Genomic DNA, 13,557 nt, shown 5'->3' with positions numbered 1-13,557 from the left:
CCCAGGAAAGCATTTCATGGAATTCATCACAAGCAATTACGCCCCCGTCATGTTCGGGGGCCTGATCATCTTCCTGCTGCTGGGCTTCCCCGTGGCGTTCAGCCTGGGCGCCTGCGGCCTGCTGTTCGGCTTCCTGGGGATCGAGTTGGGGGTCTTTCCTTCGTCCGTGATGGCCTGGCTGCCGCAGCGCCTGATCGGCATCATGGCCAACGACACGCTGCTGGCGGTGCCCTTCTTCACGCTCATGGGCCTGATCATGGAGCGCAGTGGTATGGCTGAGGACCTGCTCGACACGGTGGGCCAGGTGTTCGGCCCTTTGCGCGGCGGCCTGGCGCTGGCGGTGGTTTTCGTGGGCGCGCTGCTGGCGGCCACCACCGGTGTGGTGGCGGCCTCGGTGATCTCCATGGGCCTGATCTCGCTGCCCATCATGCTGCGCTACGGCTACGACCGGCGGCTCGCCAGCGGTGTGATTGCCGCATCCGGCACCCTGGCCCAGATCATTCCCCCATCACTGGTGCTGATCCTGATGGCCGACCAGCTCGGCCGCAGCGTGGGCGAGATGTACAAGGGCGCATTCGTGCCCGCCTTCATCCTCGTCGGCCTCTACGTGCTGTGGGTGGTCATCCTGGCCATCTTCAAGCCCCAGTCCGTACCCGCCCTGCCACCCGAGGCGCGCATCTACCGTGAAGACAATGGCAGCTCCGGCTATGCCTCGCTGGCCGTCGTGATGGGCATCTCCACGGCAGCATCGATCTTCCTGGCCGCTCACATGGCCGACGTGCATACGTGGTGGACAGGCACCGAGGTGCTGGACGTGCCGACCGATGAGAAGGTCGTCACCGCCATGTGCGGCGGCACCTTCATCGCGTTCGTCATCGCGAGCATCAACCGCGTGCTCAAGCTGGGCATGCTCTCCCGTCTGGCCGAGCGCGTGACCTTCGTGCTGATTCCGCCACTGCTGCTGATCTTCCTGGTGCTGGGCACCATCTTCCTGGGCATTGCCACACCGACCGAAGGCGGCGCCATGGGTGCCATGGCGGCGCTGGTCATGGGCTTCGCGCGCCGGCGCCTGGACATGCCCCTGCTCAAGCAGGCGCTGGGCGCCACTACGCGCCTGGCCAGCTTTGTGATGTTCATCATGATCGGCGCCACCACGTTCAGCCTGGTGTTCCAGGCGGCAGACGGCCCGAAGTGGGTGGAGCACCTGCTGGCCAGCCTGCCCGGCGGACAGGTGGGCTTCCTGATCGTGGTGAACCTCATGATCTTCTTTCTGGCTTTCTTCCTGGACTACTTCGAGCTGTCCTTCATCGTGGTGCCGCTGCTGGGACCCGTCGCCGACAAGATGGGCATCGATCTGATCTGGTTCGGCGTGCTGCTGGCGATGAACATGCAGACCTCGTTCATGCACCCGCCTTTCGGCTTCGCGCTGTTCTTCCTGCGCTCGGTGGCCCCGGACAAGCCCTACATCGACCGGGTAACGCACAAGGCCATCCAGCCCGTGACCACCATGCAGATCTACAAGGGCGCCATTCCCTTCGTTCTGATCCAGCTGATCATGGTGAGCCTGCTCATCGCCTTCCCGTCCCTCGTGACGGGCAGCCTGGACAAAAAGGTGGAAGTGAACATGGAAGCGGTGGGCGCGCAAATGATGGATGCGCTCCAGGATGCGGAGAGCTACGGTGCGCCAGGCAACGACCCGTTCGCATCGCAGCCCGCTCCAGACGCCGAGCAGGCACCGGCACCGGCACCGGAGGGCGAGTTGGCGCCCCCTGCCGACGGCGGCTACGGCTCGGACGACCCAGCCAAGGCGCTGCAGGACGCCATGGGCTCGGGCAGCAAGTAAGCCGTCTCACCCCCACTAAAAGCCCCGGTACGCCGGGGCTTTTTTTATTTTGCGCGGGCAACAAAAAAGCCGCAGGGAACTGCGGCCTCGTTGGATTGGTCGCAAGCCGCCGCCGCAAGGGCAGCAGCCCGCCACGCGATCAGATCTTCACGCTGTTCATGTACTGGTTGAACGGGAACTCCGAGAAGCGGTTCCACAGGATCTGGTCACGCTGGAAGGCGCGCATGTCCTGGTGGATCTTCTTGAACTCGGGCGACTTGGCCTCGTGCTCGGCAAACACTTCCATCGACGCCTTGAAGCCGGCGTCCATGATCGCCTTGGGGAACGCCTTGAGCTGCGTCTTGTTGGCCACCAGGTTCTTGATGGCGCGCGGATTGAACACCTGGTACTTGGCGGTCATGTCGGCAGCGGCCACGCGGGTGGCTGCGTCCAGGATCGCCTTGTGCTCGGGCGACAGGGCGTTGTACTTCTTGATGTTGATGAAGAACTCCAGGTCAGCGGAGCCTTCCCACCAGCCGGGATAGTAGTAGTACGGCGCCACCTTGTTGAAGCCCAGCTTTTCATCGTCGTACGGGCCAACGAACTCCACGGCGTCCAGCGTGCCCTTCTCGAGCGCCTGGTACACGTCACCGGCGGGCATGTTCTGCGCCACCACGCCCAGCTTGGCCATGGCCTCGCCGAACACGCCGCCGCCCAGGCGCATCTTCAGGCCCTTGAGGTCAGCGACGGTCTTGATTTCCTTGCGGTACCAGCCGCCCATCTGGGTGGTGGTGTTGCCGGCGCTGGCGGTCTTGAAGTTGTACTTCTCGAAGAAGGCATCCAGGTACTTGCGGCCGTTGCCGTGGTCCTTCCAGGCTGCCATCTGCAGCGTGGTCAGACCGAAGGGCACGGCGCAGCTGAAGGCGAACACGGGGTCCTTGCCGGTGAAGTAGTAGGCGGCCGTCTGGGCCATATCGATGGTGTCGCCCTGCAGCGCATCCACCACGCCAAACGCGGGCATCAGCTCGCCGGCGGGGTGCACGGAGATCTCGAACTTGCCGCCCGACATCGCCTTGACGGCCTGGGACAATTTTTCTGCACTGCCAAAGATCGTGTCCAGCGACTTGGGGAAGCTGGAGGCAAGGCGCCAGCGAACGGCGGCCTGGGCATGCACTGCGGGTGCAACCCCGGCTGCGAGTACGCCAGCCAAACCGGCCTGCTTGATGATTGAGCGACGATCCATGGACAAATTCTCCGAAATGATGAAGCAAACAAACAGTAACGCGGTTGAGTGTACGCGCCGCTGAATCCCGCCGATGAGCGGAGGTAAATTGTAAAAACGTGGGTTGCCGGCCCCGTTGCGGGTTTCCCCTGAAAAATCCGCGAATGGCGCGTATTACTCGGCCGGGCAAGGAGCAGCGCAGGCCTCCGCGATGGGCTGCACAGGCGCCGCGACGCATCCCAGCGGCACGCTGCCGCGGGGTGACTGCATTGTTGTGAAGGGAAGGAAAGCGCGTCAGGCCGCTGCCAGCGCCTGCTCGCCCGGCAATGCGCCGAAGCGCTCGGTGATGGAGCGCTGCATGCCAGCGGCGTCCAGCCCCTGCAGGGCCAGCAGCTTGGCCGGGTCGCCATGCTCGATGAACGCGTCGGGCAGGCCCAGTTGCAGCAAGGGGCGCTGCACGCCTGCGGCGGCCAGCGCCTCGGCCACGGCACTGCCGGCGCCGCCCATGATGCAGCCCTCCTCGACGGTGACCAGCGCATCGTGCTCCGCTGCCACCTGAAGCAGCAGCTGCGTATCCAGCGGCTTGGCCCAGCGCATGTTGACCACCGTGGCGTCCAGCGCCTCGGCCGCCTGCAGCGCCGGGTACAGCAGCGTGCCGAAAGCCAGGATGGCCATGCGCCGGCCCTTGCGGCGCACCTCGCCCTTGCCGAAGGGCAGCCCCTCCAGATCGGGCAGCGGCGCCACGCCCACGCCCGCGCCGCGCGGGTAGCGCACGGCCACAGGGTGGTCTTGCTCGTAGGCGGTGGTGAGCAGTTGGCGGCATTCGCGCTCGTCGGCCGGGCAGGCCATGCTCATGTTGGGAATGCAGCGCACGAAGGCGATGTCATACGCTCCGGCGTGCGTGGCGCCGTCCGCACCCACCAGGCCCGCACGGTCCAGGGCAAACACCACGGGCAGGTTCTGCAGCGCCACGTCGTGGATAAGCTGGTCATAGGCGCGCTGCAGGAAGGTCGAGTAGATCGCAACCACCGGCTTCGCCCCCTCGCACGCCATACCGGCGGCAAAGGTCACGGCGTGCTGCTCGGCGATGCCCACGTCGTAGTAGCGCTCGGGAAAGCGCTGGTGGAACTCCACCATGCCCGACCCCTCGCGCATGGCGGGCGTGATGCCCACCAGGCGCTCGTCCTTCTCGGCCATGTCGCACAGCCACTGGCCAAAGACCTGCGTGAAGGTCTGCTTGGGCGGCGTGGCCGGTTTCACCAGGCCCACACGCGGGTCGAACTTGCCCGGGCCGTGGTAGGCCACCGGGTCGGCCTCGGCCAGCTTGTAGCCCTGGCCCTTCTTGGTGACTACGTGCAGGAACTGCGGGCCCTTGAGACCGCGGATGTTTTCCAGCGTAGGAATCAGCGAGTCCAGGTCGTGCCCATCAATGGGGCCGATGTAGTTGAAGCCGAACTTCTCGAACAGGGTGGCCGGCACCACCATGCCCTTGGCTTGCTGCTCCAGGCGCTTGGCCAGCTCCAGCAGCGGTGGCGCGTTCTTGAGCACGCTCTTGCCCACGTCGCGTGCCTTGGCGTAGAACTGTCCGCTCATGAGCTGCGCCAGGTAGCGGTTCAGTGCACCCACGGGCGGGCTGATGCTCATGTCGTTGTCGTTCAGGATGACCAGCAGGTTGGCGTCGGCCACGCCGGCGTTATTCAGCGCCTCGAAGGCCATGCCGGCGGTCATGGCGCCGTCGCCGATGATGGCTACACAGCGGCGTTCGTCGCCGCGCTGCTTGGCCGCCAGCGCCATGCCCAGCGCCGCGGAGATGCTGGTGGACGAGTGCGCGGTGCCAAAGGTGTCGTATTCGCTCTCGGCGCGCTGCGGAAAGCCCGACAGGCCGCCCAGCTGGCGCAGCGAGGGCATGCGGTCGCGCCGCCCGGTCAGGATTTTGTGCGGGTAAGTCTGGTGGCCCACGTCCCACACCAGCCGGTCGCGCGGCGTGTCGAACACGGCGTGCAGCGCCACGGTCAGCTCCACCGTGCCCAGGTTGGACGACAGATGCCCGCCGGTCTTGGACACGCTCTCCAGCACGAAGGCGCGCAGCTCCGTAGCCAGCGCCTTGAGCTCGGCACGGGGCAGCCGGCGCAGGTCGGCGGGATCGTTCACGCGCTCAAGCAGCGGATAGTTCGTCGTGGACATATGCTATGTTTTTAGTAGCTGTTAGCGCTTGATGAACAAGCGCTAGAGGCCAATTTGATTCATAAAAAGACACCAGCCCCGCCATGCGCAGCCTTGCCCATCATCAATGCGAACGGCGCACCACCATGTCGGCCAACGCCGCCAACGCCCGCGTGTCGGTCAGGCCGCTGGCGGCCAACGCCGCCAGTGCCTGCGCGCGCAGGGCTTCGGCATGCGCGCGCGCGGCCTCCAGCCCCATCAGCGAGACATAGGTCGGCTTGTCGCACGCGGCGTCCTTGCCGGCGGTCTTGCCCAGTGTGGCGGAGTCCTGGGTCACGTCCAGCACGTCGTCCACCACCTGGAAGGCCAGCCCCATGGCTGCGCCGTAGTCGCTCAGCGCGCGCAGCGTGCCCTCCGGGGTCTGGCCGCAGACCGCGCCCATCACCACGCTGGCCTGCAGCAGCGCGCCCGTCTTCAGGCGGTGCATCTGACGCAACTGGTCTTCAGACAACTGCAGGCCCACGCTGGCCAGGTCGATGGCCTGCCCGCCGGCCATGCCGTCGGCGCCTGCGGCGCGGGCCAGCTCACGGCACAGCCGCGCCTGCATGGCCGGCGGTACCCCATCCTCGGGCGTGAGCAGCTCAAATGCCAGCGCCTGCAGTGCGTCGCCCGCCAGCAGTGCACGCGCTTCGCCAAAGGGCACATGCACCGTGGGCTTGCCGCGGCGCATCACATCGTTGTCCATGCAGGGCATGTCGTCATGCACCAGCGAATAGGCGTGGATCAGCTCCACCGCGCAGGCGGCGCGCAGGGCGGCCTGCGCGTTTCCACCGACGGCCTCGCAAGCGGCCAGCACCAGCAGCGGGCGCAGGCGCTTGCCGCCATCCAGCACGGCATAGCGCATGGCCTCGCCCAGGCCTGCGGGCGCATCGGGGCACACCCAGTGGGACAGGGCGTCCTCGACCCGCGCAAGCTGCGCGCGCATCCAGCCATCGAAATCGAACACAGGTACGGCGGACATGGCGGGCGTCACTCCTGCGTCCATGGCTGCAGCGTGCCTTCGTCCAGCACCTTGATCTGGTCCTGCACCGCGTCCAGGCGCGCGCGGCAGAAGTTCAGCAACACCGCGCCCCGCTGGTAGCCCGCCAGCATCTGGTCCAGCGGCAGCTGGCCCGACTCGATGCGGCCCACGAGCTGCTCAAGCTCTTCCAGTGCGGCTTCGTAGCTGACGGGATCGGGCTGGGTGGATGAAGGGGCGGCGGGGGCCTTGGCCATGGAGACGCAGCGCCAAGGGCGCAAGTGGAAACGGCCAATTTTAGGCGCAGGGCCCCGCGCCTGCCCGGCGAAGGCCGCGGGGATGCCCCCGCGGCCGGCGGGAGATCGCCGCCCCGGACGCCGCACGCGGCTTGCTAGGCGCGCGCAATACACGTACACCCGCCGCGGAAATAACCCCACCACCTATAATCCCATTCCTTCACCACGAACCGGCTAAGGAGTACTTCCCTGGGCCGGTTTCGTTTTTTCTATAGCCCCGTGCGCACGCGCACCCTCCCTGTGGGGAGTCTTTAGGTCAGGTCACCCATGTCTGATTTAAGTCTTCAACTGCAGCAGGCCGCAAGCCAACTACCAGTTTCCAGCTATTTCGACGAAGCGCTGCTGCAGCGCGAACTGGAGACGATCTTCCAGCGAGGGCCCCGCTACGTGGGGCACCAACTCGCCGTCCCCGAGGTGGGCGACTACTTCGCGCTGCCCCAGGAAAAGGAGGGCCGCGCCCTCGTGCGCAATGCCCAGGGGCAGGTGGAGCTGATCTCCAACGTCTGCCGGCACCGCCAGGCAGTGATGCTCAAGGGCCGCGGCAACCTGCAGGCCCAAGGCAAGGGCCATGCGGGCGGCAACATCGTCTGCCCGATTCACCGCTGGACGTATTCCACCAGCGGCGAGCTGTTGGGCGCGCCGCATTTCGCGCACGACCCCTGCCTGAATCTCAACAACTACAAGCTGCGCGAATGGAACGGCCTGCTGTTCGAGGACAACGGTCGCGACATCGCCGCCGACCTGGCCGGCATGGGCACGCAGCGTGAGCTGTCGTTCGAGGGCTATGCGCTCGACCATGTGGAACTGCACGAGTGCAACTACAACTGGAAGACCTTCATCGAGGTCTACCTGGAGGACTACCACGTGGGTCCGTTCCATCCGGGCCTGGGCAACTTCGTCACCTGTGACGACCTGAAGTGGGAGTTCCAGAAGGAATACTCCGTGCAAACCGTGGGGGTGGCCTCCACGTTCGGCAAGCCGGGCTCCGACGTGTACAAGAAGTGGCACGAGGTGCTGCTGAAGTACCGCGAGGGCAAGATGCCCGAGCGCGGCGCGATCTGGCTTACCTACTACCCGCACATCATGGTGGAGTGGTATCCGCACGTACTTACCGTCAGTACGCTGCACCCGATCGGTGTGGACAAGACGCTGAACATGGTGGAGTTCTACTATCCCGAGGAAATCGTCGCCTTCGAGCGCGAGTTCGTCGAGGCGCAGCGTGCGGCCTACATGGAAACCTGCATCGAGGACGACGAGATCGCCGAGCGCATGGACGCGGGCCGCAAGGCCCTGATGGAACGCGGCGACAACGAGGTCGGCCCCTACCAGAGCCCCATGGAGGACGGCATGCAGCACTTCCACGAGTGGTACCGCGGTCGCATGGGTGCCGCCGTGTCCCGCGGCTAAGGCCCCACACCGCCGCCCCACGCTACCATTACAATAGCTGCCAGCGCTTGATACACAAGCGCTGGCAGCTATTTTTATTCATACCCATAGGTTTTCCATGCAAGCGCTCTGGATGGTGTTGGCGGCGTTCCTGTTCGCAAGCATGGGGGTCTGCGTGAAGATGGCCTCGGCCTACTTCAACGCGGCCGAGCTGGTCTGCTACCGCGGCTTCATCGGCATGGCCATCCTCTGGGCGCTGGCACGCTCGCAAAAGGTGGCGCTGGCCACACGCTACCCCGGCATGCACGCCTGGCGCAGCCTGATCGGCGTGACTTCGCTGGGCGCGTGGTTCTACGCCATCGCCTACCTGCCCCTGCCCACGGCGATGACGCTCAACTACATGAGCAGCGTGTGGATCGCCGCCTTCCTGATCGGCGGCGCGCTGCTCGCCTGGCGCCCCTCCAGCGCGCAGCCGCGCCCGCCGTTGCAAGTGACCCTGGTGCTGACCGTGCTGGTCGGGTTCGCGGGCGTGGTCATGATGCTGCGCCCCAGCATCGACGACAACCAGGCCTTCGCGGGCCTGGTGGGCCTGTGCTCGGGCCTGACCGCCGCGTTCGCCTACATGCAGGTGGTGGCGCTGTCGCGCCTGGGCGAGCCCGAGACGCGCACCGTGTTCTATTTCGCCGTGGGCTCGGCCGTAGCCGGCGGCGCGGCCATGCTGGTCACGGGCATGTCCGACTGGCCCGGGTGGCCCGCGCTGTGGCTGCTGCCGCTGGGCCTGCTGGCCGCGGGCGGGCAGTTGTGCATGACACGTGCCTACTCGCGCGCCCTCACCGCCCGCGGCACGCTGGTGGTGGCCAACCTGCAGTACTCGGGCATCGTGTTCGCCAGCATCTACGGCGTGGCGCTGTTCGGCGACCAGTTGCCACTCATCGGCTGGGCGGGCATGGCGCTCATCGTGGGCAGCGGCATCACGGCCACCGTACTGCGTGCCCGGGCCGCGCCGGACACGCCTGCCGAAGAACACTGACGCGCTGGCGCGCCCAACGCCACGACAATGGGGCCTGATCGATACGCACAGAGCCCGACCATGCACTACACCACGCTGATCTCCGTTCCTGAACTGCAGTCCCTCCTGCACAGCGGCCAGCCGCTGATGGTGTTCGACTGCAGCTTCGACCTCACCCAACCCACCCTGGGCGCCAGCCAATACCGCGAGGCGCACATCCCCGGCGCCTTCCACGCCGACCTGGACAAGCACCTGAGCGCCCGCCATGGTGCCCCCGGCGCGGGCGGCACGGTCGTGGCCTCGGCGGCGGACGAGCCCGCATCGGGCGGGCGCCACCCGCTGCCCAACCGCGAGCGATTTGCGACCTGGCTCTCGGACATCGGCTTTGCCAATGACATGCAGGCCGTGGTGTACGACCGCAACGGCGCCAACTACTGCGGCCGCCTGTGGTGGATGCTCAAGTGGGCGGGGCATGATGCCGTGGCCGTGCTCGACGGCGGGCTGCAGGCCTGGCAGGCCGCCGGCGGCGCGGTGGCCAGCGGCGACGAGCCGGCGCGTTTCCAGTCGCACTTTCGGCTGCAGGCGCCGCTGCGCCGGCTGGTGAGCGCGCAGGAGGTGCTGGCGCAACTGGGTCAGCCCGGCCAGACGGTGGTCGACGCGCGCGCCACACCGCGCTACCGGGGCGAGGTGGAGCCGCTGGATCCCGTGGCGGGCCACATCCCCGGCGCACTCAACCGCCCCTTCGGCCTGAACCTGGGAACGGACGGCCACTTCAAGAGCCCGGAGCAGCTGCGTGCCGAGTTCACCAACCTGCTGGATGGCCGCGACCCCGCCACCGTCGTCCATCAATGCGGCAGCGGCGTGAGTGCCCTGCCCAACCTGCTGGCCATGGAAATCGCGGGCCTGGGTCCCACGGCCCTGTTTGCCGGCAGCTGGAGCGAGTGGTGCAGCGACCCCGGCCGGCCGGTTGAGCGCGGCTGACGCTCACGCGGACGCTTCCGCAACGTTACAGCCCGTTTTGCGGTGCACGGCCAAGCCGGCGCCGTGCATGGGCCTGCCTGTGGTGCCCGCGCAGCGGCACCTGTCGCGCGCACGCATCGCAACGGCGGACGGCCTTCACGTGCGCAGGCATTTCTCACCTATACTTAAATGCGAATCGTTCTCATGACATATCTTAAGTAACCCGTGATCCGCACCTGCTCCGCCTTGACGTTGCGCCTCGACGCCGCCCCGCCCCTGTTCAACGGCGAGGCCTCGGCCGCCGTGCGGCCGTCCCGCTCCCTCGCGGCACAGGAGGGAGTCCGATGAGGCCCACGCAACCGTTGTGGCGCTACCGGCTCGCCGTGGCCTCGCGCACACTGGCCGCGGTGGCGGGAGGCTACGCGCTCACGGCGGCCTTCACGGCTGCGGCCGCGCTGGCCCTGGCACAACGCAGCACCCGCGTGGACGCCGTGCTGGCCGCCACCTTGCTGGCGTGGCTGGTCTATGCGTTGGCCATCGCCTGGGTTTTCTTTGCGCGCACGGCCTGGCAGGCCTGGGGCGGCGTGCTGGGCCCTGCGATGCTGCTGGGGCTGGCCGCCCAGGTGCCGCAATGGCTGGCGGGTGCCGCATGAGCCCGCCCGCCGATGCATCCCGCGCCCCCGCACGCGAGGGCTTTCGCCAGGCCATGGCCTGGCTGCACACCTGGGCGGGGCTGCTGCTGGGCTGGCTGCTGTTTGCCATCTTCGTGACGGGCACGCTGTCGTATTTCAAGCCCGAGTTCAACCACTGGATGCGCCCCGAACTCCAGGCCTTGCCGCCCGCCAGGGCAGATGACGCGGCAGCCGTCGCCGAGCGCGCCCTGGCCGCCCTGCGGCAGCACGCACCGCAGGCCACCCAGTGGATCATGCGCCTGCCCGACGAGCGCCAGCCCGAGGTGTCGCTGCTGTGGCACGCGTGGCCGCGCGAGCGCTTCCAGACCCTGCTGGTGCACCCCGCCACCGGCGACATCCTCACGCCACGGGCCACGGCGGGGGGAGACTTCTTCTACCGCTTCCATTTCGAGTTGCGCACTGCGCACCAGGGCCGATGGGTGCAGCAAGGGCGCTGGATCGTGGGCGTGGCCACGCTGCTGATGTTCGTGGCGCTGCTCACCGGCGTGGTCACGCACCGGCGCATCTTCAAGGACTTCTTCACCTTTCGCCCCGCCAAGGGCGGCCAGCGTGCATGGCTGGATGCGCACAACGTCAGCGGCGTGCTGGCGCTGCCGTTCTACCTGGTGATCACCTTCAGCGGACTCATGATCTTTCACTCGCTGTACCTGCCGGCGGGCATTGCCGCCGTGTATCCCGGCGCACGCGGCACCGACACGGCCAGCTACTTCGCAGAACTGCAGGGGGACGCCCCGCGCAGCGCGGGCACCGCCCAGGCAGGTCCGCCCGCGCCCCTGCCACCGCTGGCCGTGGCCGCTGCCATGCAGCAGGCCCAGACCCACTGGCAGGGAGGGCGCGTGCAGCGCCTGCGCGCGCAGCGCGACCCCGGCGGCGATGTGCGCCTGGAGGTCACGCGCCATGACGGCGACCGCCTGCAGTACGGTCCCGAACGCCTGTGGTTCGATGGCGCCAGTGGCCAGTTGCTGCACGAAGCCGCCCCCGCCGGCGCGGCACGGCAGACCTATGGCGTGCTCTACGGCCTGCACCTTGCACGGTTCGCAGGTCCCGGCCTGCGCTGGGCCCTGTTCGGCTTCGGCGTGCTGGGCAGCCTGATGATCGCCACCGGCCTGGTGCTGTGGACTGTCAAACGCCAAGCGCAGGCACGGCGTCCCCATGCCGGGCAGCCCCAGCGCCTGCCCTTCGGCGAGCGGCTGGTGTCCACCCTCAACCTGGCGGCGCTGGCCGGCCTGCCGCTGGCTTTGGCGGTCTACCTCGCTGCCAACCGGCTGCTGCCCCTGCACTGGGCGGCGCGGGCCGATGCGGAGCTGGCCTGTTTCTTCAGCGCATGGGCGCTAGCGCTGCTGCTCGCGGCCGTCTCGCCGGGCCGGCGCGGCTGGTGCGCCCTGCTGGCACTGGCCGGGTCGCTCTGGGTGCTGCTGCCGCTGTTGAACGCAGCCACCACGCACGCGCACCTGGGCGTCAGCCTGCCAGCCCGCGACTGGGTTTTGGCAGGCATGGACCTGGCATTCCTCGCCACCGGCGCGTTGCTGCTGGCGCTGGCCTACCGGCTGCGGCCGCTGCGAGCGCCCGCCAGCGCAAGGCCCCCAGCGGCCGTGCCGGCACACCTAACGGCCGCGCGCGGCCACCGCGTGGGAGCCTGAGATGACGGAACTGTTGTTGTGCCTGGCCGGCTGGTGCGCCATGGCCCTGGGCATGGATCGGCACCACGAGGACGCGCTGCGCCGATCCGCCACCGCGCCCACGCTGCAGCGCCTGCGCGGCGCGGGCTGGGTACTGCTGGCAGCGGCCCTGGCCCATGCCGTGGGACGGCCGGCCCCGACCGTGCCCATGGGCCTGGTGTGGTGGAGCGTAGCCCTCTCGCTGGCAGCGCTGGCCGCCACGGCGCTGGCCACCTGGCGGCCACGCTGGCTGCCCACCGCCGGCGTGGCGGCCTTGCTGGCCGCGCTGTTCGTAGGGGCCGCGGCCACGGGCTGCGCCGGCGCCGGGCCGGGCTGAGCCCGCATGGCCCGCATCGCGGGCCGGTGTGCCGACGCACACGCACTTCTTTCAGAGCCACCCACGCCAGCCGCCCCGGCTGGCGCAGGCAGCCAGCGTTATCCACAAGGCGCCCCGGGGCGCACTTGCGAGAGCCTTCATGCGCCCGCCTGTATTTCACATAAAAACCTGCCACAGCGCTTACCCGTAAAGCGCTGGCAGCTATTCATTCAATAGCAAACGCCATTCCGCGCATACATCCATCCATTCACAGGAGAACACGCCCATGTCCCTCATCCCTCGACACCCCCTCGCGCGGCTGGCCGGTGCGCTGCTGCTGGCCGGCGGCGCTGCGCAGGCCCACCAGGTCTGGCTGGAGCAGGCACCGAACGAGACGCGCCTGCACTTCGGTGAATACGCCGATAACCTGCGCGAGACCTCGCCGGGCCTGTTGGATAAATTCACCGCAGTGCCTGTGCTACGCCAGGCCGGAGCGCGGTCGACCGAAGGCCGCCGCACGCCCACGGCCTTCGTCTATGCGCCGCAAAGCGCTGCGGACACGCTCTGGGCGGAAGCCCCGTACCCGCTCATCGACCGCAGCAAGACGCAGCGTCCGCCGCTGCTGTGGCGCCCCGCGGCGCGCTGGGTGTCCAGCCTGGCGCAGCCGGTGGACGCCGCCGCGCCCCTGGACCTCGTGCCCACGGGGCAGGACGGCACGCTGCGCGTGGTGTTCCAGGGCGCCCCGCTGCCCAAGGCCAAGGTGACGCTGGTGGCGCCCTCCGGCTGGTCGCGCGAGGCCACCACCGGCGAAGACGGCACGGTGCGCTTTGCCCTGCCATGGCAGGGCCAGTACGTGGCCGAGGTCCAGCACACCGACAAGACCCCCGGCGAGCACCTGGGCCAGCCCTATGGCGAAGCGAGCTACGTGACCACGCTGAGCTTCGTGCAGACGCACGGCGCCATATCGCCCGCCCTGCCCGCCCTGCCCGCACCGACCGCCAAGGCGCGCTGAGCG

12 protein-coding genes are annotated in these 13,557 nt (G+C 68.0%); 8 read left to right on the top strand and 4 right to left on the bottom strand.

Annotation, left to right across the window (positions count from 1 at the left end):
* Positions 1-16 precede the first annotated feature (16 nt).
* A complete protein-coding gene (locus DTPSY_RS04760) occupies positions 17-1,843 on the top strand; it encodes a TRAP transporter large permease (protein WP_015912686.1) in 1,827 nt (608 codons plus the stop codon).
* Between the two features lie 139 nt (positions 1,844-1,982).
* Here the strand turns inward: DTPSY_RS04760 and DTPSY_RS04755 are convergent, their stop codons facing one another.
* The 4 genes from DTPSY_RS04755 to xseB all read right to left on the bottom strand — a co-directional run bounded on the left by DTPSY_RS04755 (position 1,983) and on the right by xseB (position 6,482).
* Positions 1,983-3,065, bottom strand: a complete 1,083-nt coding sequence (locus DTPSY_RS04755) for a TRAP transporter substrate-binding protein (protein WP_011804476.1) — start codon at positions 3,063-3,065, stop codon at positions 1,983-1,985.
* 273 nt (positions 3,066-3,338) lie between these two features.
* Positions 3,339-5,228, bottom strand: a complete 1,890-nt coding sequence (gene dxs, locus DTPSY_RS04750; protein ID WP_015912685.1) for a 1-deoxy-D-xylulose-5-phosphate synthase — start codon at positions 5,226-5,228, stop codon at positions 3,339-3,341.
* A 103-nt stretch (positions 5,229-5,331) separates the two neighbouring features.
* Positions 5,332-6,228 carry a polyprenyl synthetase family protein gene (locus tag DTPSY_RS04745; protein ID WP_049760592.1) on the bottom strand — a complete coding sequence of 299 codons (897 nt, stop codon included), beginning with the start codon at positions 6,226-6,228 and terminating at the stop codon, positions 5,332-5,334.
* Positions 6,229-6,236: 8 nt separating this feature from the next.
* Entirely contained in the window at positions 6,237-6,482 is a 246-nt protein-coding gene (gene xseB / locus DTPSY_RS04740) for an exodeoxyribonuclease VII small subunit (protein ID WP_015912683.1), read from the bottom strand.
* A 306-nt stretch (positions 6,483-6,788) separates the two neighbouring features.
* Between xseB and DTPSY_RS04735 the strand changes: the two genes are divergently transcribed.
* The 7 genes from DTPSY_RS04735 to DTPSY_RS04705 all read left to right on the top strand — a co-directional run bounded on the left by DTPSY_RS04735 (position 6,789) and on the right by DTPSY_RS04705 (position 13,554).
* The gene (locus tag DTPSY_RS04735) at positions 6,789-7,928 is read left to right on the top strand and encodes an aromatic ring-hydroxylating oxygenase subunit alpha (protein WP_015912682.1); all 1,140 of its coding nucleotides are present in this window, start codon (positions 6,789-6,791) and stop codon (positions 7,926-7,928) included.
* Between the two features lie 97 nt (positions 7,929-8,025).
* Positions 8,026-8,937, top strand: a complete 912-nt coding sequence (locus tag DTPSY_RS04730; protein ID WP_015912681.1) for a DMT family transporter — start codon at positions 8,026-8,028, stop codon at positions 8,935-8,937.
* A 60-nt stretch (positions 8,938-8,997) separates the two neighbouring features.
* Entirely contained in the window at positions 8,998-9,897 is a 900-nt protein-coding gene (locus DTPSY_RS04725; RefSeq protein WP_015912680.1) for a sulfurtransferase, read from the top strand.
* A 323-nt stretch (positions 9,898-10,220) separates the two neighbouring features.
* Positions 10,221-10,529 carry a DUF3649 domain-containing protein gene (locus DTPSY_RS04720; RefSeq protein WP_015912679.1) on the top strand — a complete coding sequence of 103 codons (309 nt, stop codon included), beginning with the start codon at positions 10,221-10,223 and terminating at the stop codon, positions 10,527-10,529.
* Positions 10,526-12,208: a PepSY-associated TM helix domain-containing protein gene (locus tag DTPSY_RS04715; protein WP_015912678.1), complete on the top strand. Its 1,683-nt coding sequence runs from the start codon at positions 10,526-10,528 to the stop codon at positions 12,206-12,208. Before DTPSY_RS04720 ends, DTPSY_RS04715 begins: the two co-directional genes overlap by 4 nt.
* A gap of 1 nt (position 12,209) precedes the next feature.
* Positions 12,210-12,563 carry a DUF3325 domain-containing protein gene (locus tag DTPSY_RS04710; RefSeq protein WP_015912677.1) on the top strand — a complete coding sequence of 118 codons (354 nt, stop codon included), beginning with the start codon at positions 12,210-12,212 and terminating at the stop codon, positions 12,561-12,563.
* A gap of 265 nt (positions 12,564-12,828) precedes the next feature.
* Positions 12,829-13,554: a DUF4198 domain-containing protein gene (locus tag DTPSY_RS04705; protein WP_015912676.1), complete on the top strand. Its 726-nt coding sequence runs from the start codon at positions 12,829-12,831 to the stop codon at positions 13,552-13,554.
* Positions 13,555-13,557: the final 3 nt, after the last annotated feature.

Origin of the sequence: [Acidovorax] ebreus TPSY (assembly GCF_000022305.1) — a bacterium.
Lineage (GTDB): Bacteria > Pseudomonadota > Gammaproteobacteria > Burkholderiales > Burkholderiaceae_C > Diaphorobacter > Diaphorobacter nitroreducens.
This window is presented reverse-complemented; position numbering and strand designations above follow the sequence as displayed.